Source organism: Ralstonia sp. R-29, from assembly GCF_049913345.1.
In the GTDB taxonomy this organism is placed as follows: domain Bacteria; phylum Pseudomonadota; class Gammaproteobacteria; order Burkholderiales; family Burkholderiaceae; genus Ralstonia.
On the sequence record NZ_CP184378.1, the window covers coordinates 1,086,848 to 1,111,424 of the forward strand.

Annotated in this window: 18 protein-coding genes; 4 read left to right on the forward strand and 14 right to left on the reverse strand. The window is 59.0% G+C overall.

Translation table 11 applies throughout. The features are described 5' to 3' along the window. Positions 1-87: 87 nt before the first annotated feature. Positions 88-1,314, reverse strand: coding sequence for a M20/M25/M40 family metallo-hydrolase (locus tag ACN9M1_RS22030; protein WP_426398979.1), 1,227 nt, complete (start codon positions 1,312-1,314; stop codon positions 88-90). Positions 1,315-1,559: 245 nt separating this feature from the next. On the opposite strand from ACN9M1_RS22030, the gene ACN9M1_RS22035 reads away from it, so the two are divergent. Together ACN9M1_RS22035 and ACN9M1_RS22040 are read left to right on the forward strand one after the other, a co-directional pair. After that, positions 1,560-2,234, forward strand: coding sequence for a histidine phosphatase family protein (locus ACN9M1_RS22035; RefSeq protein ID WP_426398980.1), 675 nt, complete (start codon positions 1,560-1,562; stop codon positions 2,232-2,234). Positions 2,235-2,277: 43 nt separating this feature from the next. Next, entirely contained in the window at positions 2,278-3,042 is a 765-nt protein-coding gene (locus ACN9M1_RS22040; protein ID WP_426398981.1) for an SDR family oxidoreductase, read from the forward strand. A 761-nt stretch (positions 3,043-3,803) separates the two neighbouring features. Here the strand turns inward: ACN9M1_RS22040 and ACN9M1_RS22045 are convergent. The 4 genes from ACN9M1_RS22045 to ACN9M1_RS22060 form a co-directional block, all read right to left on the reverse strand. Further along, on the reverse strand, positions 3,804-4,436 hold the full coding sequence (locus ACN9M1_RS22045) for a hypothetical protein (protein WP_426398982.1): 633 nt from the start codon (positions 4,434-4,436) through the stop codon (positions 3,804-3,806). Between the two features lie 370 nt (positions 4,437-4,806). After that, positions 4,807-5,817, reverse strand: a complete 1,011-nt coding sequence (locus ACN9M1_RS22050) for a TniB family NTP-binding protein (RefSeq protein WP_426398983.1) — start codon at positions 5,815-5,817, stop codon at positions 4,807-4,809. A gap of 1 nt (position 5,818) precedes the next feature. Next, on the reverse strand, positions 5,819-7,789 hold the full coding sequence (locus tag ACN9M1_RS22055) for a Mu transposase C-terminal domain-containing protein (protein WP_426398984.1): 1,971 nt from the start codon (positions 7,787-7,789) through the stop codon (positions 5,819-5,821). Further along, positions 7,752-8,327 (reverse strand): TnsA endonuclease N-terminal domain-containing protein, encoded by a 576-nt coding sequence (locus ACN9M1_RS22060; protein ID WP_426398985.1) that lies wholly within the window; start codon positions 8,325-8,327, stop codon positions 7,752-7,754. Before ACN9M1_RS22060 ends, ACN9M1_RS22055 begins: the two co-directional genes overlap by 38 nt. A 489-nt stretch (positions 8,328-8,816) precedes the next feature. Between ACN9M1_RS22060 and ACN9M1_RS22065 the strand changes: the two genes are divergently transcribed. Together ACN9M1_RS22065 and ACN9M1_RS22070 are read left to right on the forward strand one after the other, a co-directional pair. Beyond that, positions 8,817-9,359 (forward strand): exonuclease domain-containing protein, encoded by a 543-nt coding sequence (locus ACN9M1_RS22065; RefSeq protein WP_426398986.1) that lies wholly within the window; start codon positions 8,817-8,819, stop codon positions 9,357-9,359. Positions 9,360-9,390: 31 nt separating this feature from the next. Next, positions 9,391-9,552 (forward strand): hypothetical protein, encoded by a 162-nt coding sequence (locus tag ACN9M1_RS22070; RefSeq protein WP_426398987.1) that lies wholly within the window; start codon positions 9,391-9,393, stop codon positions 9,550-9,552. 76 nt (positions 9,553-9,628) lie between these two features. On the opposite strand, the gene ACN9M1_RS22075 is transcribed toward ACN9M1_RS22070, so the two are convergent. The 9 genes from ACN9M1_RS22075 to ACN9M1_RS22115 form a co-directional block, all read right to left on the reverse strand. Continuing rightward, the gene (locus ACN9M1_RS22075) at positions 9,629-15,259 is read right to left on the reverse strand and encodes a DUF3320 domain-containing protein (protein ID WP_426398988.1); all 5,631 of its coding nucleotides are present in this window, start codon (positions 15,257-15,259) and stop codon (positions 9,629-9,631) included. 481 nt (positions 15,260-15,740) lie between these two features. After that, entirely contained in the window at positions 15,741-17,444 is a 1,704-nt protein-coding gene (locus tag ACN9M1_RS22080) for a phage integrase family protein (RefSeq protein WP_426398989.1), read from the reverse strand. Positions 17,445-17,697: 253 nt separating this feature from the next. Beyond that, positions 17,698-18,507: an aspartate dehydrogenase gene (locus tag ACN9M1_RS22085; RefSeq protein ID WP_426398990.1), complete on the reverse strand. Its 810-nt coding sequence runs from the start codon at positions 18,505-18,507 to the stop codon at positions 17,698-17,700. Between the two features lie 27 nt (positions 18,508-18,534). Then, positions 18,535-19,497 carry a dihydrodipicolinate synthase family protein gene (locus ACN9M1_RS22090; RefSeq protein WP_426398991.1) on the reverse strand — a complete coding sequence of 321 codons (963 nt, stop codon included), beginning with the start codon at positions 19,495-19,497 and terminating at the stop codon, positions 18,535-18,537. 108 nt (positions 19,498-19,605) lie between these two features. Continuing rightward, positions 19,606-21,054, reverse strand: coding sequence for an NAD-dependent succinate-semialdehyde dehydrogenase (locus ACN9M1_RS22095; protein ID WP_426398992.1), 1,449 nt, complete (start codon positions 21,052-21,054; stop codon positions 19,606-19,608). A gap of 152 nt (positions 21,055-21,206) precedes the next feature. Next, the gene (locus ACN9M1_RS22100; protein WP_426398993.1) at positions 21,207-21,776 is read right to left on the reverse strand and encodes a 3-hydroxyanthranilate 3,4-dioxygenase; all 570 of its coding nucleotides are present in this window, start codon (positions 21,774-21,776) and stop codon (positions 21,207-21,209) included. 16 nt (positions 21,777-21,792) lie between these two features. Continuing rightward, positions 21,793-22,587, reverse strand: a complete 795-nt coding sequence (locus ACN9M1_RS22105) for an ABC transporter ATP-binding protein (RefSeq protein WP_426398994.1) — start codon at positions 22,585-22,587, stop codon at positions 21,793-21,795. Next, a complete protein-coding gene (locus ACN9M1_RS22110) occupies positions 22,584-23,474 on the reverse strand; it encodes an ABC transporter permease (protein ID WP_426398995.1) in 891 nt (296 codons plus the stop codon). Before ACN9M1_RS22110 ends, ACN9M1_RS22105 begins: the two co-directional genes overlap by 4 nt. A gap of 7 nt (positions 23,475-23,481) precedes the next feature. Continuing rightward, positions 23,482-24,459 (reverse strand): ABC transporter substrate-binding protein, encoded by a 978-nt coding sequence (locus ACN9M1_RS22115; protein ID WP_426398996.1) that lies wholly within the window; start codon positions 24,457-24,459, stop codon positions 23,482-23,484. Positions 24,460-24,577: the final 118 nt, after the last annotated feature.

Sequence of the window (24,577 nt, forward strand, 5' to 3'; positions counted from 1 at the left end):
TCCTTGCGCTGCCCACGCCACATGGCAAAACAAAGCGGGTGGCCCCAACCGCTGCCACCCGCGCTTTTACTTGCCTAACCGCGGCGCTTACTTGCTGCCGGCCAACTCCATAATCATGCGCGACAGCAGATACAAGCGCGGCACCACGCTTTCCACTTCTGCGTATTCGTCCGGCGTGTGAATGCCGCCACCGACAATGCCAAAGCCGTCGAGCGTGGGCGTGCCAACGCCAGCAGAAAGGCTCGAATCGGCCGCGCCGCCGCTGCCTTCCAGCGTGAGCTTGCGACCGATCTCGGCGTAGATGGCCTGTGCCTTGTCGGCAAGCGCATCGGATGCGGCATTCCGCGGCATCGGCGGGAAGCCACGCACCAGCGAGGTCTTCACTTCAGTATCGGGGATCAGCTTGTTGGCCGACACGCGCGCAAGATCGCGTTCCACACGGTCAAACTCTTCGGGCACAGCCACGCGCACGTCCGCATACGCGGTGGCGTGGTCGGGGATGACGTTGGTCGCATCCCCCGCCTTCAGCACGGTGATGTTGAAGGTGGTCTGCTTGGCGCTGTCGCCCAGCTTGCCGAGTTGCAGCGTCTGGTGCGCCAGCTCGGTGGCAGCATTGCGGCCGGACTCCGGCGCCACGCCCGCATGCGCGGCCTTGCCCTTGATGTCGATTTCGGCCGTGCCGCTGCCCTTGCGCCACACGACCAGCCCATCGGCGGGCCGGCCCGGCTCCAGGTTCAGCGTCACGTCATGCTGCTTGGCCTCGCGCTCGATCAGCGCGCGCGTGCCCTTGGAGCCCGTTTCCTCGTTGGTGTTGAGCAGCAGCGTCACCTGCCCGTACTGCTTGAAATCGAGCTGCTGCAGGATCTTCATCGCATACAGCCCCGCGACGATACCGCCCTTGTCGTCCATCACGCCGGGGCCGTAGGCGCGCTTGTCCTTGATGACGAACGGCTTGGCGCGGGCGGTGCCGTCCTTGAAGACAGTGTCCATATGCGCCATCAGCAAGATGCGCGTCTTGCCCGTGCCCTTCCACGTGGCCAGGATGTTGTTGCCCACCGCCGCCGGTGCTGAGGACACCGTTTCCACGTGCGCGCCCGTCTTGCGCAGCTCTTCGGTGACGATGGTGCCGATCTGGCTCAGTCCGGCCTCGTTGCCGGTGCCCGAGTCGATGTTGACCAGGCGCTCCAACAGATGCAGCGCATCGGCCCGATAGGCTTCAGCAGCGGTCAGGACCTTGGGGTTGGCATCAGCGGCGCTGGACAGACGTGCGCCACACAACAGCAGCGCGGCAAGCGCAAGGCGGGAGGGTTTCATGCGTGGACCTTGGTAGCGGAGTGGCAAAACAGCCATTACACACAAGTTCTGCAAACCCCGGGGCGCCATGTTGCGTTGGGCGCACGGGTGTCAGCCGCAGCTTGCCCCGTACGACCAGACATGCCTCCGGCCCTCCAGTCCGCCAAACTATTCATCCGATGCATTACTGGTCATTCAAACAATAAATTTCAAAAATAGTGTGCCGACCGCTAATCTGGCTTCCCCAGCAACATGGCGAGCAGACGATGGCGGAGCTTTACCTCGTGCGGCACGGGCAAGCGTCGTTCGGCGCCGCCAACTATGACCAGCTTTCGGAGCGCGGCGAGCAGCAGAGCGTCTGGCTCGGCGAGTATTTCGCGCGGCACGACATCGTCTTCGATCGCGTCATCTGCGGCACATTGCGCCGGCACGAGCAGACGGTCGACGGCATCCTGCGCGGCATGGGCACCGCGGGTATCGGCTATGAACAGCACGCCGGCCTGAACGAGTACGACTTCCAGGGGTTGTTTGCTGCGCTGGGCGAGGATTTTCCGGAACTCACGCGGCTGGCATCCGGCTCGATGCGCGACCACTACCGGGCGCTCAAGCAAGTGCTGCATCTGTGGTCGGCCGACAAGATTCGCGGGCCGCTGCCCGAAACGTGGACCGCATTTCAGCAGCGCGTGGCGGATGCGCGCGCCGTCATTCAAGCCGATGGCGGGCAACGCGTGCTCGCCATCAGCTCAGGTGGGCCGATTGCAGTGACCGCCCAGCAAGTGCTGGAGGCCCCGCCAACCAGCGCGATTGCGCTGAACCTGCAGATCCGCAACAGCAGCGTCTCGCAGTACTTCTTCAACGCGGAATCGTTCCAGCTGGCCACCTTCAACGGCATTCCGCATCTGGACGACCCAGCGCGACGCGCGTTTCAGACCTACGGCTGAACATCCGACCCCACCAAAACAATATCCCTTGGAGACACTACGTATGAGTACGAACCTGTTCGACCTGACCGGCAAGATCGCCCTGGTCACGGGCGCCAGCCGGGGCATTGGCGAAGAAATCGCCAAGCTGCTCGCCGAGCAAGGCGCGCACGTCATCGTATCGAGCCGCAAGCTGGCGGACTGCCAGGCCGTGGCAGACGGCATCCGCGCGGCGGGCGGCAAGGCCGAAGCACTGGCGTGCCACGTCGGCCGCATGGAAGACATCGAAGCCACGTTCGCGCACATCCGCAATACGCATGGCCGGCTCGACATTCTGGTCAACAACGCGGCGGCCAATCCGTATTACGGCCACATTCTCGATACCGACCTCTCCGCATTTGAAAAGACCGTGGACGTCAACGTCCGTGGCTATTTCTTCATGTCGGTCGAGGCCGGCAAGATGATGCGCGCACAAGGTGGCGGCGCCATCGTCAACACCGCGTCGGTCAACGCGCTGCAACCGGGCGACAAGCAAGGCATCTACTCCATCACCAAGGCGGCGGTGGTCAACATGACACGCGCCTTTGCCAAGGAATGCGGCCCCTTCGGCATCCGCGTGAATGCGCTGCTGCCCGGCCTGACAAAGACCAAATTTGCCGGCGCCCTATTCGAGGACAAGGCCACCTACGACCGCTGGATCAGCGAGATCCCCCTGCGCCGCCACGCCGAGCCACGCGAAATGGCCGGCACGGTGCTCTACCTCGTATCGGACGCGGCGAGCTACACCAACGGCGAGTGCATCGTTGTGGATGGGGGCATCACGCTCTGACCTTGTCCGCGGCCGTTACACAACATGTCGGGAGACACAATACGTGGAACTTACGCTACTGATTCTTCAGAGTTTTCCCACTTATTGTGTCGGCGCCAGTGAGTCGGTCTGACAAAATAACTGCGACTGCATGGGCGTCCCGCCATAATTAGTGAGACCAGAGTTACAGACCATGGCCGGAGACCCAGAAGTTTTTTTCTGGATTGCCTCATCTTCGAAGAGAACGACACAGAGAGGAGCCGCTGCCTAGTTCAAACCGCAGCGTGCTGAGACAGCCGCTGTGCTCTTTTCAACGGCAGCGCGGTCCATGGACGAGATAGGTAAAGCGAACTCCCTCCCCAGCGACTTAAGGTGCAGCACCTTCTGGAAGTTCGGCAACGCCCGCAGTCACTCCTTTTCGGGAGCGGAGGCATCGTGACCGCCAGCCGCTGTCCTGGGCGGCTCACTTAGTGAGCTTTTTTGGACATATGCAGGTACCATCCCAAGCTCTTCGAGTTGACGCACGGCTTTGGAAACCGCCGCATTCGCGCGCGTCAGGAACGCGTTGCTAGTCATGTAACGACCTAGTTTGTCTGCCGGCATGGTCTGCTCCACTTCTCTCTGCACAGGGTATCACTCCCGCCATTTTCATGAGTTCACAAAACGACAATGGAGTGTGGCTCATCCTCTTTGCGAGAAATTTAAGTGGTACGTAGCCAGACAAGGCTTCCACCAGCTCGCTAGCAACAACCCGGTTGATAAAGCTCTCACCACCACGACGCTCAAACCGTCTGCACACCCTGTTCGCCCATAAACCACTTTACCTCAGCACGCATCCACCCTAGCTCCTCACCCACGTCAACGTCTGTTCGAATGAGGCGCGATATACCAAACGACGGCGACGTTGCAACGAGGTCATTTAGCGCCCCCGCCTCGCGCGAGAAACTGAGTGCGTGCGCATCCAGAAAGTGCTCAATCTGGCTGACAACTTCGGGCACTGCATTTCCGTGGCATGCTGATAGCAATTGGCTCCAAATGGTCATGGCTCCCACAGGCCGTTGTCTACATTCCCCGCGCCATTGAGGACTCTCTATCAGTTGCCTCAGTTGAGCATGAAATGCTCTGGGCCAATCCATCAGCGACTGGCGCGCTTCTTCAGCCAATGACAGCCCAGAAGTCCCTGGCACCAGAATACGACGCAAATCCATAAAAAGGCTATTAATTGCTTCGAGATGGAGCGCACGTAACCAGGGAGGTAGATGACTCCGATTTAGGTCAACCTGACCACGGAACCCATCATCGCACATATACTGACCAAGCACCAACTCCCACACAGCTTGGTCAGCAGACACTTTGATGGCGTTGGCATTCTCGCGCAGATCCTGACCGCACTGGCATCGAACTTTAAGAACCATGGCCGGATCAAGCTCGTTCCCGCATGAAGGACATACGCATTGAAGTCGTACCAAATGTAGCGGACACACCGTGCTACCAAAGTAATCGACGGGCCATAGCTGGTAGCCTATTTTTGCGGCGCATTCGTGGCAGTAAGACACGCGGCCGACATTCAGAGCCCTACCCAAGCGTACTCTAGTCTTACAGCAATCGAATGGCACCTCGGCATTATTTCCCTGCTGCCACCGCCCCATGTCCTCAAGCCACGGACGCATCCATTTTCGGTCCATGGTATGCCAGGGCGCTGTGAATCCATTGGCGAGATACACACGGCAAACGTAAAACCGAGCACTCTCGTCGGGCCGCGCTCTAGGCCTTAGCGGGAAGTCCCTAAACCGGAACTTTGTTCGCGGATATCCCACCGGAACTCCTGGATTGCCAGCGCACGGCAGGTTTGACTATCACGTCCTCGTAAAATGGCTCACCGCGCTCGATCAATTGACGACCATGGAAATTTGTCGAAAAAGGATTCCTCTCACCAACGCCGTCACTCCACACCGCTTCAATAAAGGCTTGCGCCAGCAAGCTTCTTTTTATCTTGCGCTCACGAGACTCGCAGGCAATCATAAGCGCGCGCATAAAAAGCTTCGCTAGATACCCAACTCTGCCGTCTGTGGCATTGTGCAACATTCGCAAATCATCATAAGATTCAGGCTTTAAATCACACTTGATTGGCATCGCCTCAAGAAAAGAGGCGACGAGGCCAGCAAACTCGATCACATCATCATCTTTACTGAAGTCAAACTGGTCAAGATGTAGTGATGCGCTGAAACGCCGCCGAAGCTGTTCGTTCGCATCAAGCAGTACCTTGGCACGCGAAAGGCCAACCAAGATAATTGGAAATTCAATATTACTCTCCAGGGATTTAATCCAATCTGCGGTACGTGTAATTGTTAGAGATTGCCCCCTATCGATGACGTGCTGAACCTCGTCAAGCATGATCAAGCGAACGCCACAGCCTTTTGCAACTAGGCACAAGCGTGCGGCCTTCTCGTCTGTTGTCCCTCTGGTCGGGGCGGGATCATTGAGACCCCTTAACAAGCTTCCCGCCAGAGCGTGGATTGTCGCGAGAGCCGGGACCTGGGCGTAAAGTACTGGAACTACCGTCCTTTCCGGCTCGATGCGCATCGGAAATTTAGACAGTAACAGTGCACATAGCGTCGACTTTCCACAGCCAGAGGGTCCCAAAAGCTGGAAGTTCTCTGCAACACCCGCACGCTCGTAAAGCTCGATTGAATCGAGAATTTTTTCATATGCCCTCTGAAAACGAGGGAACATCAGTATGTCCATCTTAAGGCGGGTGAGCGCCTGCACCAGCTCGGTAGACAACCGCATACCCATGCTACTCTCCAGATGTCGAACGGTACGGGACACGCGGCACCAACTTGACCCCTTTCAGCATTGGCTTTTTTTCGCCGCCTATTTTTTGCGTTACCTCAACTTTTGACGCTTTGGGATCGAATCGCTTTTCAGGATTTATACTGCTCGCACCGTGCGTCCGCGCTGCACTTCTCCGCAAACGCAGGCTTCGAGTCCCCATCAATCCACGAATTGCGTCAGCCAACTCAGCCTTGGCTCGCATGAGATCTGTCGGGGATTTTGAATTCTTGAAACGACTCGCGGATAGAGAACGAATCATTCTATGTTGATTCAGCGTGAGTCCGTTGGCGTATTCGTAAAGAACAGCATGCACAACGAATGACTCATCCGAATTAGGCATCCAAACCAATATTCTTCCGAGATCCTCTGGGTCGTAGACCACCCGAACAGACACTCCTATTCCGTAGGCTCGAACAATCTGCCAAAGTGCGTTCCCTCTATATAGAAGACAATGCAGCATGACACCATCATGCCGCACCGCACGACGTACAGGAACGCCCAACACAGGGATGAGATCTAACGTTGTTGCAGGCAGATAGGGCGGGCACCTAGCAGCGCCCTGTTGCCATACCTCGTATGGCGAGGCCTGCAGCGCTCTATGCGGTGTCTGTGCATAGACGTCCAGCAGCCATTTCTCAAAAACATGCTTCAGTTCGCCGAGCGTAAGAACGGCATGCTTCAGGGGATCATAACTGCCCCGCTCAGCGAATTTCGCCAAGCTTGTTCCTGGAAGTTTGTGCGCAAATCCATAGTTAATTGTTTTCAGGAATCTTTCGACTGTTCCTTTGAACCTGGGCTGTCGCGCTGGACAATACAATATCCTTGTATTCAGCAAAAGGCATGCTTGATCCAAGGCATCACCGTGAAACTCCACACCGTTATCGGCCACCAGAAGATCAAACAAGCCATAGCATGGCCAAGCATGGTTGATGCTCAGATTTTGAACGTAGCCATTCATCGGCTCCTTGGGCAAAATCGCATGGCGCATAGCGGCCAGAACGGCGCTTATCGACGGGCCACCAAAGCTCATGTGGTAACCGATAAGCATTCGACTGTAGTGATCGATGAGAACCGTTAGAGTTGGCCGACCGCACGGCAATAGGGTTTCATCATCCACAACGAACACGTCCATGGGGGTGTGGTCGATTTCAACACGTTCCAGTATTCGGCTGGTTGATACGCTTTGCCGAACCACACGGTACTTCTTCCTTGCCTCTGCCACCCCATCAGCGATACACGATACGTCGTATCGGTCCATCCGGCTCCACCATCGATGCAGAGTACGGCTGCACGGCATCTTTAGCTGCGCGCCCTCATCGCGCAGCCTGTTTTCTTGCTCAATCGCAGTCCTCAGCCGCACTGCTACATCATTCATGTCCCATCGGCCTGCCACCGAAGCAATATCCGCCAAGGCGTTGAAAAACAATTCAACGACGATGGGAAGCGCGTGAGGCCTAGTTGGTCCTCGTCTGCTGTAGAGCGGCATAAGAGACCTGACATCGTTGGTTGCAAGAAATCGCTGCCTCCAACGGTATAGCGAACTCGCTGATGGTGGACTGCTGTCACCCAGTTGTTCCGCCGTCGACCTAATCGCGGCCACCAATTCCACCTTGGACAAAGGTGTCACAGGCTCACCGAATATGCTGTCCAGATAACGCTTTCTCCGAATTACCTCCCGCTGCAGCGTGTCAGAGAAATCTTGCAAAGGCCTCCCACATTTGGGGCGCACCGAACGCGAATCCTTTGTGCCATGAGGGGCAACCAGTAATCCGGCTGCGTACGCTGTCAGAAGCTGCTGCTTGTCGCGCGTCAGAAAATGTCCGGTCTCCATGTTCTCAAGCACGACAGCGCCGTCCTCCAAGGTACGTCGAATGCAGTACAAGGCTCCATCGAGATCAAAAGCCGTACCCTTGCGAAATGAAAAACCAATCATGACGAGCCTCCATGTCATACCTGACAATGGAATCCACGCTAAGTGGCACCTGCAAATCACATTGCAGGTACCCTTGCGCAAAAAGAACTGCTGTCACTTCGGCACCCAAGCATGAGTGACATTGGGCAAACGTACGAACTTCATCTCGCCTCAGCGTCGACAGTGCTTGATCAATGTGCTTGTCACTTGGGGCAAGTGGAGGCAGACGGCGCTGTAGCGACTGGAGGATGCCCAGGCGGGGCGCTTGGCGAATTTCCGAATCAGTCAACACACAGAGCTCCCTGCTTTCCTGGTCAAGCAACCGCCGGGCGTTAGCGATTTTGTCTGCTACCTCGGGACGGTTCAGCTTTGCGTGTGGTTTAACCTCTACCAGTACAGATCGCCCATCGCGCAAAAGCACTTCAAAGTCCGGCGTATAGCGCCACACTGGCGCCTCGGAGCGAACCGTGCACGGCTGCTCACGATAGGCAACTATGGAAGGGTGCATTTCGAAGAGAACGAGTGCGTCTGCCTCGAGCAACTCCTCATAGGCGATCATCCGCCCGTTCTTCCTACTAGGAAATTTGCCGCGCAAAATACTTCCTGATCGAGAGAGTATGTTGCGCGCAGGGGCGTATGCACCATTCGCACCCTCGCGCCGAAGAAGGTGCATATAGAACCTCACTCAATCGACAAACGGCAACGGGTCAGACGAGCGCTCCGAAGCATCATGCGGGTCCCGGCGCAAAGCACGGTGTTCCGCGAAGCTTCATTGAGTCGCTAGATCATTTATGCCAAGCTTAAACACCAGAGAAGATTGATCAAGTGCAAATTGGACTACGCTGATGATCTTTAAGAAAAAAATTGTCGTCTTTGAATATTCCGACAATTGTCTGCAGCGTTTTTTCACTCGCCAAAGTAGCATTATTAGATTGTTCGCCCCGGCTACGTACCCACCTCTGCATACGCGTACTGCGTTTGCACGTCCCGCTCTTTTGGGAGATGGGCTTGACGGGGCGGCAGAAAGATTACCGATGATGAGTGCGGCATGATTCTCATTGTTGACCTTGAGGCGACCTGCTCGGACGATGGCTCAATCCCCGAGGAAGAGATGGAGATCGTCGAGATCGGTGCGTGCTGGGTTGATCGGCGAGGACATATCCTTGACGAATTCCAGAGTTTCGTGCGCCCGAATCGGCACTCTCACCTAACGCCGTTCTGTGCAGCCCTGACCGGCATCAATCAAAGTGACATCGACGGTGCTGAAGACTTCCCTCGTGTAGCAGCTCGCCTACAATCGTTTTCATGTCGGTTTTCCCTGCCCGATGCTGTATGGGGAAGCTGGGGCGCGTACGATCGAAAGCAGATCGAACGGGAAAGTGCTCAGCATGGTTTGCGCATGCCGATCACACTGCCGCACCAAAACCTCAAGCGGCTATTCGCGAAGCGCCGACGGACCGGTAAAGAGGTAGGCATGGCAATGGCTTTGAACCTTGTCGGATGCAAAGCAGAAGGAAACCATCACCGGGCGCTGGACGATGCTCGCAATATCGCGCGCCTTGTTCCGTGGGTGTATGGCGTCAAGACGTAGTCCGCAGTTTGGTCGCAAGACGGTGAATTCAATGGACGATCAAAAGCAAGGGACGCTTGCTGCTCCAAAGGTCATTGTTCGTCGCAAGTCAAAGCGACTGGCAGTCACTCCGGTGATGAAAGAGCGCCTGCGTAAGGAGGCCAAGACGTCTGCGCGCACTCGTTTTCCCGAACTGCCTGAGTGGCAACGTTGATCGGCCTATCCTGGACTCCTTTCCCGGGACGATGCTTCATTAGCATGGTGCTTACGCTGGCGCGTCTTCTCTTCCTCTATTGAGCTGAGCGCATCGATCCGTCGGTGGCAGTCAACACTCCCGCGACCTCCTTCAACTGTCGTCGAGCAATCATAGTATCGACAGCCTGTTCAAGAACGCTGCGGACCTGGCTGCCTGTGCTGCGAATACCGAATCCACGCGACACAGCTTGGATGACTTGGTCTCGCGTGGCGCCAAAGCTCCTTTCGATCAGTTGGAGAGCCGCGACCTCGATCTCCGCAGGCGGCAGCATGTCGGCGCGGCGCAGGGCGATGGTGTTGACCCCCGAGCGATCACGAGGTACTGGCACACGGTTTGGCGTAGACAGGAACTCCCCCGAGCGCGTGATTCGGCCCATCTCTATCGCAATATCAATAGATCTTCCGACCACATCTTCAATACGAGCGCCTGCCCGCTTCAGACCCCAGGCTTCTCGCATCCGGGTAATGACATGGTCGCGATGTACCGGCCCTTCCACGTCGACCGCTTGAACCACCAACTCTGTCAACGCTCCTTGCGGCGCTTCATACAGTTCCCCGATGAGATGGCGCGGCCGCACTAACGTCACCTCTTCATAGGGAGAAAAACCGGCGGCATCCTCTTCATCGGTCACAGTTTCACGCTCCACATAGGGTGCCTCGGCATCCAATTGCTCGGTGAGCGCAACATCTTCTCGTAACTCATCGAATTCGGCTTTAGCGGCTTCAATGCGACGAATTAGCACGTCCAGCTGTTCGGTCGGGCGCTGGAACCAATCGGCACTCCAAATCCGGTGGATGGTCCAACCGTGTTCTTCCAGGATCGCCTGTCGCAGCCGATCGCGATCTCGGGCCGAACGAGCACTGTGGTAAGCCGCACCATCGCATTCGATACCCAGCAGGAATCGTCCTGGCCGCTCGGCGTCGAGGACCGCCAGATCAATGAAGAAACCCGCCAAGCCCACTTGTGCTTGAACCTCGTAGCCCCTCGCCCGCAGTGCGTTGGCCACCTGCGCCTCGAATATGCTGTCATGATCGCGCGCCGTGACCTCGGCCGTCGACAAGCGCCCCGTGCGGGCATATTGGAGGAATATCCGGAATGCGTTGACCCCGGCTCGCTCCACCGCATAGGCCGGATCAATATCCTCGTCCGTCATGGACGCAAACACGTCGCATCGCTGCTTGGCGCGGCTAATCAAAACATTCAGGCGCCGTTCGCCGCCCGCCGTACCTAAGGGGCCAAAACGCATTGGTACTCGGCCATTAGGCACTGACCGGCCATAGCCGACAGAGATAAAGATGACGTCGCGCTCATCGCCCTGGACGTTTTCCAGGTTTTTGACGAAGAACGGTTCTGAACGATGTGCCTTAAAGAAATCCTCGACCTCCGGTGACAATCCGCGGCGCAGAAGTTCGAGTTCGTCAATGATGGCGCGACGCTGAGCAGCAGAAAAGGCTGCTACCCCCAAGGACAGCTTCGGGTAGGTGCGCGCGTGGACGATGATCGCCTGCGCCACCGCTTTTGCTTCGATCAGGTTATTGCGCTTATTGCCCGCGTCGAACAAACCTTCGTGGATATGATGAAACCGCAGGCCCCGGCCACCCTGCGCCGTGTAGGGACTCGGCACGATATAGAGCTTGTTCTCATAGAACTGCCGGTTGCTAACTGCAATCAATGACTGATGACGGCTCCGATAATGCCAGCGCAGCATCCGGGTAGGCAGACCACGAGCCGTGAACAGACCAAGAATGCTCTCGATATCGGCAACTGCTGTCGCCCCTTCGTCATCCTCGTCTTCGTTGCTTGAAGTCATCTTGGCAAAGAAAGCAGTGGGTGGTAGCTGCTTTGGGTCACCAACCACAACCACCTGCTTAGAGCGAGCAATCGCCCCCAAGGCATCAACGGGTTGAATTTGACTGGCTTCGTCCATTACCAGCAGGTCGAATTCCACGGCACCCGGCACAAGAAACTGTGCAACGGACAGCGGACTCATCATAAACACCGGTTTGAGCGCTCTTAGCGCTGGTCCAGCCCTCTCGACGAGCTTGCGCAGCGATATGTGCCCTTTCTTTTTCTGAATCTCGCCTCGCAATACGCCAAGTGGCCCCAGCGCGCCGCCGTCGCGAGGCGGAACGTTCTGGTAATGCGCGTGCACAACTTCCGCGCTCGCGGCAAGGATCCGCTGTCGATCCAGCGCGGCAAACTCCTGCACAAGACGCCCATGGGTGGCCCCATCAAACCGGGCAAGATCAGGTTCGAGACGTACCATCCGCGCATAGGTCGCCTCGAAATAGGCCATCTCGAACGCAGAGGCCAGCGCGTCCGGCGTTATTCGACCTGCGTCAAGGCGGTCCACCAGATCACTGCAGCCTTGTGCTCGCGCGCGCGCCGAGCGATCCCGATAGTTCACCCAGCGGAAGAGCTGTTCGTGCTCCTCGCTCCAGCGTCGCAGCCGCCAAACGAGCACTTCAAGCCGCGCATCCAGGATGGTGCCGCCAATGGAAGCCTCCAAGTCCAGTTGAAGTTCGTTACCCAAAGCCGTAAGGCTCGTCTGGATGAGTGCCTGCGATGCAGCCAACACCTTGGCGCGAGGCACCAAATGCTCACGCTCATCAACTCGGCCGGCTAAAGCTCGAATGTCAGGGTTCTGTCTAATCCAATTCGCGGCAGATTTGAGCGCCGCCCAGTTCGACCGCTCTGCTTGCCATTCGCCATCAAACGCTGCCCGCCCCAACGTCAAACCTTCGCGCACAGCGTGCCGATCGCGTTGACCGGCGGCTAGCGCTGCCAAGACAGCACGAGCCTCCCCCGCACTTGAGACTCCAGCGGGAATCAGCGCGCCTGCAGCCGAATGCGCACGTACATATCTCACTGCCAGTTGAAGCAACGAGCGCAAATCGGCACGCTCCACCGCCGCCACTTCACCGAATACAGGGCCTCGGGCCACCCCCAAGTCGTCCCAGACCTCTTTTAACCCACGCTCGATCTGGATGCAGACGGCCGATAGTTGTTTGGCGCGTGCGGCGACCTCCGTCTTTTCCGGGCCGCGCGCGGCGATCAGCCGTGGTTCGGCCCCGAGGCCTTTCAGGGATCGCATCCACTCGACCAATGCCAAGAGCGGGGCCGATTGGGACCTCGCACCACGCCAGTCATCGCCAAAGGCGCTGCGCCCAAAAGCATCTTCTGCTTCAACCGTCTTCTTCGCGTCCTGCCCCTTAGCCAAGGTATCCAGCAACCCCAACACTACAGGCAGCGGCTGATTGGGTGTCGCTAGAACGGACCTCACCAAGCGATTTGCCGCACGCCATTCAGCGCTCAGAAAGCGAAAAACACTCGTGCCACGCGATGCCAAAATTGCACGCCCGGGGGTCAAGCTGAGGGACCACGCCATTTCGGTCAGTTGAGCGCCAATGGCGGTCTTAGCGACCTCAAAGTCAGCCACAGCTTGAGCAATCTCTCCAGCACGCTCGACCCCATCATTCCAAAGGTCCGACGCGAATGTTTCCGGGCTGGCGGGCGGAGCAGACGCGACACGCTCACCGATACGGGTCAGTGTCTGGAAATCTCCAAATGTGGATCCTGGCTCTCGACCAAGTTGACGAGCAAGAGCAGCCGCCTCCGCCAGCAAGCGAGGCAATTCTTCGGATACTTGGGCGAGGCGCTGAAACTGCTCCGCATTGAAAGTCTCGGGAAGCTCCGTAAATGCACGGAGAACCTCACCGAGATCCTCGTCCCACGCATCCCCAGCAACTCGACCGGTCAAGGCTTCTCGTTGTGCTGCATACTGTTGCCCGTGCTCTAGCAAATGCAGGATGACGTCAGAATTCTGCCAAACGTCATGCCCCATGGCCGACGCGGATAACCTGGGGGCCGCCGCAATACGCTGAAGCAGCTCCACCATTGGTGGAATGTCTGACAAACGAAGCGGTGGCTCAAGTTCTAGGAGTTCAGCTGCAATGGCGAACTGCTGCTGTGCCGCCAAGACCCGCTCTAGTAGCTGCTGAACACGCGCGACCAAACGCTCGGCATCCATCGGTGAGATCGCAGGCAGCCCCACACCCACCCAAGCATGATCAGCTGGCCGACCGATTTCAATCACGCGGCTCGCCAAATCGGCCAACAAATCCTGGCGCGCAGTGAAGCCATCCTTGCCCCATTGCTCCGGGCTCTCCAGCTGAATGTCGTTCGGGCGCTCACCTTGTTCGCGTAGGCGCACCAAATGCCCAATCACCTGGAATGGAGACAGCCCCGATTTCGGATCGATGGCGTGCAGGTTCCGGGCATGCGCGTTGAGGCTGTCGCGCGCCTCAGTCAGGCGCGCGAAAAGGCTTCCTGGATCCGTGACCTTGGGAGCGCCCAGTTCCCACGTGCGCCGAAGCTCGTCCAATACAGCGCGCTTGTTGGCTTTGTTGCTGTGCAACTCCAAGCAGGCATCGCCGACGCCTTTATCATCGAGACGGCGTTTTACAACGTCCAATGCGGCCATTTTTTCGGCCACAAAGAGCACGCTTTTCCCGTCTTTGACCGCGGCGGCAATGATATTGGCGATAGTCTGGCTTTTGCCTGTCCCCGGTGGTCCCTGGATCACCAGGTTTCTGCCCCGCCGCACTTCGTGGATCGCCAGCGCTTGCGAACTGTCGCAATCCAGGATATGTAGCATTTCGGACGGCGGGATCAGCGCATCAATGTTAGCGTCCTCATGCGCGAGGTCCTCACTGCCTGCAAAACCGTCCGCCAGCAGCGAACGGATCAAAGGATGGTCGCCTATGGTGGCGCCCGCAGGCCAGACCGCTTGATCCAGGTCCCGATACATCAGAAACTTCGCGAAAGAGAAGAACCCCACCGACATGTGATCGGGGAATACCTCCCATGTGTCCTTGGTTTCGATGCTCTTCCGAACCAACTCCATGTAACCGACCGGCTCGAATGTGTCGCTCGCCTCAAAAACTGGCATACGGAGCGCATGCACCCGATCGAGATAAGCCTCAAGCGACAGATTCGAGGCAAAATCCTCCTGCCGAGCCTTCAAGTTGAAACGCTCGCCGGCATTGCCCCGATCGAGTTGGACCGGGATTAATAAAAGCGGTGCGTAACGAATGTTCTCTGCGTTGTTCGGATCGACCCACTTGAGGGCGCCCATCGCAAGGTAGAGCACGTTGACGCCCTGTTCCTCCTCCAACGTGCGTGCATCGAGATAGAGTTCAAGTAGACGGGTCTGGAGACCCTTGCTAGTTAGACGAGTTTGCAGACGAGTGTCCGCATGCCGGCGCAAAACACCTCGCTCGTCCCTGCTCTCGTCGTCAGGTTGGGCCAATTCCTCGATCTCGTCGGGTTCGGCCAGCGTCTTACCCGTAGGCGCGTCCGCGGGGACTCCATCAGTACCTTCAGAAGCTGGATCCTTGGTATCAGCAGCGCGTCCCGCTACGAAAGTGACAGTCTTCCCCTCTCGAACCAACAATCGAAAGATTTCATCGATTTTCTCATCGATAATTTCGATGGACCGACCACTCCGAGCCCCACGAGGCATATTGAGCAACCGGTTACGAGCTGATAGATCCAGCAGTTCGACTCGCGCTCGTTCTAACTTCTCCGCGAGCGGTAAATTACTTTGAAAAATGGTTTGATTTTCACCGGCAGCCGGCGCGCTTTGCCCTTGTACTGGCTCCATGAGCTCCCCACACGTTCTTCTTGCCTTCGTCGTTCGAAGGCTTGTTATCTGATCAAAACCAGGCAGCTCAGAAGACGCGGGTCTGATGGCTTCCTGCGAATCACTCTCGCGACCTAAAGAGGGCGACATGTGCACAACATGAATATCGTGTCTTGCGCTGTTGCGCCGATTATCGCGTTATGCGAGCGAAGTGCCATAGTACCGACGGAGTAGGTAGCAATTGGTACCACCAAATGTCGAGTTTTTATATCAGTTGTTCGGAATTTTTACTTCTGCAGCACGCAGACCCGCCAGCGAGGGTTCATGGTGTTCGCGAGACCGCTTCGATTCAACCAGCGGCGCCTGCAACCACTTTGGCTTTCAATACTGCTAGAAGCGAGGCTGGAAAGCATTGTGGCGGTTCCTGGCTCAAGCCACAGCTATGCTGGTGCGAAGTTCGTAGACCTGCCTGATGCAGATTCGTATTCCACCTCGCAGACGCTCATTTTTGCGTAGCAAAAGCTTCTCCAATCTGCCGCGAGCGCCTGATCTCGTCGCTGTGCAGGTATATCGACGTCGTTGAGACAGAGGCGTGCCGTAGGTTGTCGCGCACGATAGTCAGTTCCACGCCACGCTCCAAGGCATGGGTGGCATGCGTATGCCGCATCCAATGTGGGCTCGCCTTTCGCAACTTCTCGGCTAGCGACGGATGATCGCCTTCAATCACATCGACAGTTGTCAGGAAGAATCGTTTGACGACACTCCACAGCCGCGCCCCCGTAATGCAACCGTCGGCATCCAATCCCAACCGACCAATCAGCGACGTCTTTGGATTCCAGCGCGCCCGCGTCACAGGCAGCCCACGTTCCACCAGGTACCGATCGAGCGCCGCGCGCGCCAGTGGTGGCAGTGCAACCTTGCCTGCGCGACTGCCCTTCCCCACCAGGTTCAGCCAGTGACCGCCCTGCCGGTCGTTTTCGATGTCGCCGAGCTTGGAAGAAACGAGTTCGCTGGCGCGCAGGCCGGTCGCATAGCCGAAATCCAGCACAAAGCGCAGCCGTTGCGCGGCGGGTGCCTCCCAGCCATACGACCACTCCAGTCCATCGGCGATAGTCCGGACCAGGGCCCATTCGCCTTCGGTAAAAGCATGCGAGGCATCCAGCGCGGCCGTCCTGCTCCCGCCGCGCACCTTGATGCCCGCGAACGGGTTGGCCAGCACATAACGCTGCTGGATCAGCCAGCGAAACATGGCGCCCAACACGGACAACGCGTAGGCGATCGAGCGGGCCGAGAGCCCGTCGGTGAACGGCCGCCATTCGACGGAGGTGCGTGGGCGGGCGGGCCCGACCCAACGCTCCCGCGGTATCGGTCGGCGCAGGAAGCTCCGGTAGGCAATCGCGTCCTCGGTGGTGAGCGACGACAGCGGCCGGCCGCGTTCGACGATGGCCCACAAGATCAGGCGCTCCGCCTCTTTGCGGTATGACCGTTGGGTCGCCGGCGATTCGTGCAGGGACAGCCACGCTTGAATGGCCTCGTAATCGTTGTCAGCGGTGAGCACGCAAGTCTCACGCGGCGCGCGGAATTGTCCCTGGGAACCATCCACCTCGTTTGGCAGGCGCAATTGCTCCCACGGCACCACCACGCCCCGGACCTGTTCAGCGATCAGCGCCCGAGCGCGCTCGGTCAATCGGGGGTGTTCGGCAAAGAACGCTTCGATGCGTCGCGCGCTGGCCTGTCCCAATCCGGGGGTGACCGCCCACCAACGGCGTCGGCGCGGCACGCGGACGGTCAGGTCAGCCAGAGTATTGATGCTGGCGGCCCGCAGCGCGGTGACGGTACGCGCATCCAGCCACAGCGCCACGTCGTCGCTGATGGCCGGTTCTGGCAATGGCAGCGTGCGGAGCAACTCGATCGCCTGGTCGACTTCCCCGCCCCTTTTGGCGCGTTCGGCCGCTAGCATCTCGAACAGCGCCGCCAAGTCTTCGCGCTGGCGCCGGCGTGCAAACGCGGCAAGGCGGCGCCGAATGCGGCCGAGCACGCCGCGTGACGACAGTCCAGGAGTAAGGCACTCACTCAGATAGCGCTCAACGGCCTCGCGGATTGACAAGCCGGCATGCCAGGCACGCAGCGCGGCCAGTTCGGCGGCATCGGGGAAATCGGACGGGGTGACGACGGAAGGGGCGACGGACAGCAGACGCGTTTTCATGGCAGGCAGTTTAGTGCCTCTAGGTAGCTATTGCGATAAGAATACTTATCGCAATAGCACGGACCGCGGTTCGGACCACGTGATCTGCGATGTTATGATCAAATTAGCAGACTTAGGCGATGACCGTGACTTTCGGGTACACCGCGACATAGCTAGTCCGCCCTTATTGCAGACCGCTCGGATGCCACTATGGTCAGGAGGCGACCAAATCGAGCTACGCTCTTGACGTCTCCCGTCGATGGAGCCGTCCAGTTCACAGGGAGATTGCGGCTCGCCGGTCAAGTATTGCGCACAGTGCGCTGTAGGCGGTGACCATAGACGTCCGGGGATTCGCAGGATCGGGCTGGTTTTCAAGACGCAGCCAAAAATGCCCGGCTCCCCCCCATGCTTCGACTTCGTGGCAGTTCTCGCGGACGGCCGGGTCGGCCCAGAGTTCCACTCGCGTCCGACTCATGCCACGGGTAGCAAGCGCAATCGTTGCTGCTACGTTGGCATTGCGTGGATAGCACTGAGCGGCTTCAAGCGCTGTACCGCTGAACAACCGCGTCGCTTCTGTCAGGGTGTCAAGGTCAATCAGATGCTCAGCAGGGCTACCCTTCCAGGCACACGGAGGTTTGCGCCCGCGATAGACGACATCCTCGAGGCCAGCCCTGTGCGCGGCCTGAAGCCAGTCGGTGCCCCCGATGGCTCCTGCAACAAGCAGCACTTGTCGATCACTGCGATCGGCCGCCTCACGCACACGTGTGAGACGTGCTTCGTCGGCAAGCGCGCCGACCGACACCAACAGAAGGTCGCATCCCGCCGCGAGAGTCGCCTGAGCATAGGCGTCGACAGCCTCGTGGCCGGCACACTCGACGATCAATTCTGGGCGACACTCAAGGCACGTTTCAAACTGATCCGTGATGCAGCCGCGAAGCGATTCGAGGTCCGCCTTCGCGACCTCCAGACCGGCACCCAGATCATTCGTCAGCACAGCAACGATTTCGATGCGGTCGCGGTGCTCCAGCAGGCATCGCGCCAATTGCTGGCCAATTGCACCGAAACCGATAAGAGCCACTCGCATCGGATGTCCCACGACTGCGCCTCCCTCTTAGGCCAGCTTCAAGCCGCTGCGTGCAAGGGCTTCGCACGCGTCGGCCTTTTGCGCATCGGTCAGGTTCAAGAGCGGCCGTCTCACGGGGCCGCCGACTTGCCCAAGAAGCTCAAGCCAGTACTTGGTATAGGCCTGCGGCGTACCGGACGGTCGTGCCGACTTGAAGGCAGCGCGCGCCGGCTCGAGGCTGTCACGCACCTGGCGGGCAGCGGCATACTGGCCATCGAAAGCGAGCCGCGTGTACTCGTTGATCCGGCGATCGACCGAGGTCTGCAGAAGGAACGGTGTCGTCGAGCAGAGGTACAAGCTCCAGCCTAGTTCGACGATGTTGTCGAGCCAGTCCTCCTCGGACGCGGTGCTGACCTGAATTTTGTCGCCCGCCAGATCCGTCAAGCGCTTGTAGAGCAAACGATCGACGCTGTACTTGATGGCGACGATGTTTGGCAGTTCTGCGATGCGGGCGCACAACTCAGGGCTCATCACATAGCCACAGTCGGGGTGGTTCCACAGTGCAATGCCGATGTCCAACTTCTCGCTGAGGTATCGGTAGTACTCATAGACCGTCTCCTCCGGATCCTGATGAAAGTGCAGGACCGGGCTGTGAACGACGACGTAGTCGGCGCCGATGTTCTGTGAGTGACGTGCGAGGTCCATCACGACATCGACGTTCGCGTCCGAGCAGGAGGTGACAACGCCACAGCGCCCCGCAGCCTCCTCCACGGCGAGCTCAAACGTACGCTTGCGCTCGTCGACGGTCATCGAAAAGAACTCACCCTGCTTGCCGCAGACGAACAGGCCGCCAAGCTCAAGCCCTCGTATCCAGTGGCGAAGGTTGCGCCGGGAACCTTCTTCGTCCAGTGAGAGGTCATCCCGGAAAGACGTGGTCGTTGCCGCCCAGACGCCTCGGAAATTCTCTCGGGCGTAAGCCTTTGCGTCGCTCTTGGAGTAAGGAACAGTCATGGTCACTCATTCGGAAGTGTTAGACGCACACCGCTTGCAATGCCGGTAGCGTCCAGGAAGTTTGGTTGCCTCAACGAGGGCGATAGATCGCCGATGCCCGCGAATCGCTCAGTTCGCGTTCGCCGGCTCGATTTCCATTAGGTGCGACACGTTCTTCACGGTCATGTAGTGGTGCAACCCTTCTGAGCCGCCCTCGCGACCATAGCCACTGGACTTGACGCCACCGAACGGCGTCTCCGGGACGGAGGCTTCGAGGGTGTTGATCGACAGGTTGCCGCATTCCAGGCCTTCGATCATTCGATCGACGTTGGCTGCGCTGTACGTGAATCCGTAGGCGGCTAGCCCATAGGGAACAGAATTCGCGTGGGCCATTGCCTCATCCAGAGATCGCACAGGATTGATCACTGCAAGCGGCCCGAATGGCTCTTCGGTCATAACGCGTGCATCGTGAGGGACATGCGCCAGCACAGTGGGCTCAAAGAAGTGCCCACGACTGCCAATCCGTTTGCCACCCGCCAGGAGGCGGGCGCCCTTGGCGACGGCGTCTTCCACCAGAGCCGACAACGCCTCGATTCGACGGCCATTCGCCAAAGGGCCCATCTCCACGCCAGGTTCGGTGCCGCGGCCGACTCGGATGGCCTTGGCGCGCGCACTGAACTTTGCTGCAAATTCCTCGAAGATGTTCTCGTAGGCAAAGAAGCGCGTCGGCGAGGTACAGACTTGGCCGGCGTTGCGCATCTTTCGGTTGGCCGACATGATCGCGGCGTCTGCAACGTCAACGTCGTCACAAACGATGACGGGAGCGTGGCCGCCCAGTTCCATCAGCACCGGCGTCATGTGTTGTGCGGCGAGCGTGGTCAGATGTCGGCCGACTGACGTCGATCCGGTGAAGGCAACAAGCCGGACCTGATCCTGCGGAATCAGATGGCCGGAGATCTCGTCAGGGTCACCAAAGACCAGGTTGAACACACCTCTGGGCAAGCCGGCTTCATGGAATGCTCGGGCAATATGCATGGCTCCGGCCGGCGTTTCTTCGGCAGCCTTCAGGATCAAGGAGCATCCCGAGGCGATCGCCCCGCCGATCTTGCGCGCAGGTTGGCTCAACGGGAAGTTCCATGGGGAGAAGGCTGCAACTGTCCCGATGGGTTGGTGGTGGACAATGTAGCGCGTGCCCTGGCCACTCGGAATAACTCGACCATAGGTTCGCGTTGCTTCGCCGGCGTCCCACTCCAGAAACTCGCAACCTCGAATCACCTCCAGCCGAGCCTCATGGAGAGGCTTGCCATGTTCGGCGGTGATGGCGTGCGCAATCTCTTCGATGCGTTCGCGCAGTATTCTCGCTGCGGCGATCATCACGGCAGCACGATCTCGCGGCGCGGTCCGGCTCCAGACACGAAAGCCGTTGGAGGCGGCGCTGAGTGCATCGTCCAGGTCGTTCTTGCTGGCACGAGGCAGCCTGCCGATCTCTGTTTCGTCGGCGGGGTTCAAGACTGGCATGGTCTCGCTGGTCTTGCGCCATGCTCCGCCGATGTAGAGCTGAAGGTCCGGATAGTCCATTGTGTGCGATTCGTTGGTGAAGATGGATTCAATGAACTATCGCGTTGCACAGCACCGTTGAACAGTGAATTTGGGCTGCTCTTGCTTGCCAGGATGGAATACCAGCCCGACTCACGGGCCGTACGCAATGTTGCGCCCCACGAGGCGAAGCGCTACAGCGCCCAGTTCGCCGCGAGCGTGCGGTGCCACGCAGCGAAGTCCTTCCCGGGATGTTGTTCTCCACAGGCAGGGCACACCCGCTCCGTGTCGCCGCTGGCGTAGAAGGCTTGATACACGGGAGACAAATCCTTCACGATGTCTTGCAGTTGGAACTCGTAGCGCTTCACGAGCGAGCCGCACTTTGCACATGTCCACTGCAGGCCGTCTGGACAGTTTTCTGGACGCTGCCGCTCAATGACCAGGCATCTGCTCTCGGCTTCCGGCCGTTGCGGAGAATGCATGACATGCGGCGGCAGCAGAAACATGTCACCCTCCCTCAAGGCGACCTTTTCGTAGCGCCCACGGTCCCAGATCAGCAAGTAGGCATTGCCTCGGAACTGATAGAAGAACTCCTCGATGGGGTCATCATGAAAGTCCGTGCGTTCGTTCGGCCCGCCGACGACCGTGACCATTAGATCGGCATCCTTCCAGATTTGCTGGTTGCCGACCGGTGGCTTGAGCAGATGGGCGTTGGCGTCGAGCCAACGATCGAAGTTCAGAGGTAGTCCGTATCTGAGATTCATGTTGCCTCTTTGGAAGTCAGGCGACGAGGAGGCGGTCCTCATCGAGCACTCGGTGGCTGGCCTTCGTGAACAAGCGCAGCAAGCCAGCGACATCGGTGCCGGCCCGCTCGGGCCCGGCAATGTCGAGCACCACACGGCCTGCGTCGAGCATCACAGTGCGGTCTCCGTACTCCAGGGCTTGCGTCATGGAATGCGTGACCATCAGCGTCGTCATCTTGTTTCCGTCGACAATCTTGCGCGTCAGTGAGAGCACGAGTTCCGCGGTGCGCGGGTCCAACGCCGCCGTATGCTCATCAAGCAAAAGGAGGCGAGAACCGCTCATGGACGCCATCAGCAGGCTCGCTGCCTGACGCTGTCCGCCTGACAAAAGACAGACGTTCGTCTTCAGGCGGGCCTCGAGCCCCAGCCCGATAGGCTCGAGAATCTCCGCGTAGCGATGCCGTGACGACCGGCCAAGCGCCAGCTTCAATCCACGCCGCTGGCCCCGGCGGGCGGCAAGTGCGAGGTTCTCTTCCAGAGTGAGCGCACCGCACGTCCCGGCGAGTGGGTCCTGGAACACGCGAGCAACCAGCGCCGCGCGTTCGTGCGCCGGTTGCCTGCTCACATCGGTGTTGTCGAACAACACCTGGCCTGACGTTGGCGAGAGCTCGCCGGCGAGCACGCACAGCAGGGTGGACTTGCCCGCACCGTTCGATCCAATGACCGTCACGAAATCGCCGTCGGCGATATCGAGACTCATGCCATTCATCGCACGTTTCTCGCGGACTGTTCCGGCTTCGAAGACAACGTGAACATCAACCACTCGAATCATGTCGCGCATCCTCCACGCAGGCGCAGCTTCAGCTGCGGCAACACCATGGCCACTGCGACGAGCAGGGCAGTGAGAAGACTGAGATCAGATGGCTTCAGCCCGACGGCATCGGCGGACAGTGCCAACTGCACTGCGATTCGATAGACGATCGAACCGAGCACGGCAGCAGCGAGTAGCGAACGCGCCGAGCGGGTACGCAAGAAGGTTTCTCCGAGGATCACTGAAGCAAGTCCGACCACGATCGTCCCGATGCCGCCCGTGACGTCGGCGAACCCGTTCAACTGAGCGAACAGCGCGCCGCCGCAGGCGATGAGCGCATGACTGATCGCCAATCCGGTGTAGATCTGAGCGCTGGTGTGCACGCCGTTGGCCCTGGCCATTCGGGGGTTCACCCCAGTCGCCCGCATGCCAAGACCTGTTTCCGTGGCCAGGAACCATCCCAGAGCGCCAACGACAAAGACGATCAGGATCAGAAGAACAATGACGTTCGACCACAGCGGGTTCAATCCCAATGCCAGGCCCGTGTCGAAGACCGTGCGCTCGTTGAGCAACGCTAGGTTCGGGCGCCCCATCACGCGGATGTTGATCGAGTACAGCGCGGTCATCGTGAGGATGCCCGACAGCAGGCCCAGTATCTTGAACCGCAGCGTCAGGGCCGCCGTCGCCAGTCCAGCACAAATTCCAGCGCTCGCCGACATGGCGATTGACAGCCACGGGTTGATGCCGCTGGTGATCGCAGCTGCGCTGACGGCGGCACCTAGCGGGAAGCTGCCGTCGGTGGTCAGGTCGGGGAAGTCGAGCACCCGAAACGAGAGGTAGACACCGAGCGCCACGAACCCGTACACGAGGCCGAGCTCAAGTGATCCAACGAAAGAAAGTAAGCTCATCTAGACCTCACGCACCAAGAATTTTTTTCGCGCGCTTGAGAACCGCAGGGGGCAGGTCAAGGCCCAGCAACTTCGCGGTACGGGCATTGAGAACAAGGGAAGTGCCGCTGCCGTATTGCCACGCAATCGAGCCCGCAGGCTGACCCTTCAGTATCTCGGCGACGATGCCGCCCGTCTGGCGACCAAGCTGGTAGAAATCAAAACCGATCGAGGCGATGGCGCCCTTCTCGACAGCTTGCTCGTCAGGCGCAATCACCGGAACTTTGGCCTTTGCCATGACCGAAAGCACTGCGTCGATCGCGGACACGACGGCGTTGTCCGCAGGCACATAGAGGACGTCGATCCTGCCGACCAAGCTCTTTGCCGCGGTCTGCACTTCGGAGCTCTTCACGGCGGGTGCTTCGACAATGCTCAGGCCGGCGGCTTCGGCGGAGGCTTTCAGCAAGGCAAACTGTGCGACGCTGTTGGCTTCGCCGGGGCTGTAGATGACACCGAGGCGCTTGGCCGAAGGCAGCATCATTTTGATCAACGAGACTTGGTAGTCCACCGGCGGACGATCGGACACACCCGTCACGTTCCCGCCCATGGCGCCTTCGCCGGCCACCAGCTTGGCGCTGATGGGATCCGTGACTGCCGCGAAGACCACGGGGATCGTTTTTGTCGCCGCGGCCGCGGCCTGCGCTGACGGCGTCGAGATGCCGACGATGACATCGGCGCCTTCGCCGGCGACCTGACGCGCTATCTGTGCCGCTGTGGCGGGATTTCCCTGAGCGGAGTAGTAGGCGAGCTTGAAGTTCTTGCCGCTTTCGAAACCCTCTGCCTTGAGCTCGTCTTTGATGCCGTCCCTCACTGCTTCGAGCGCAGGGTGTTCGACGATCGCGGTGACGGCGACGGCCCTGTCACGCGCAAAGGCGGGGGCGGCACAGAGGCAGCTCAGTAAGAGTCCAAAGATCGACGAGGTGGTGGATCGAGCGAGATTCAGCATTGATTTTCTCCAGCGATGGCGGATTGAAGTCGCTCGTCCGTCGTGTGCTTGCGTCGCGGCGTGACCAGCACAGTAATGTTTGCGTGTCTCGCCACGCGGGGATAGTGAATTCCCGAGC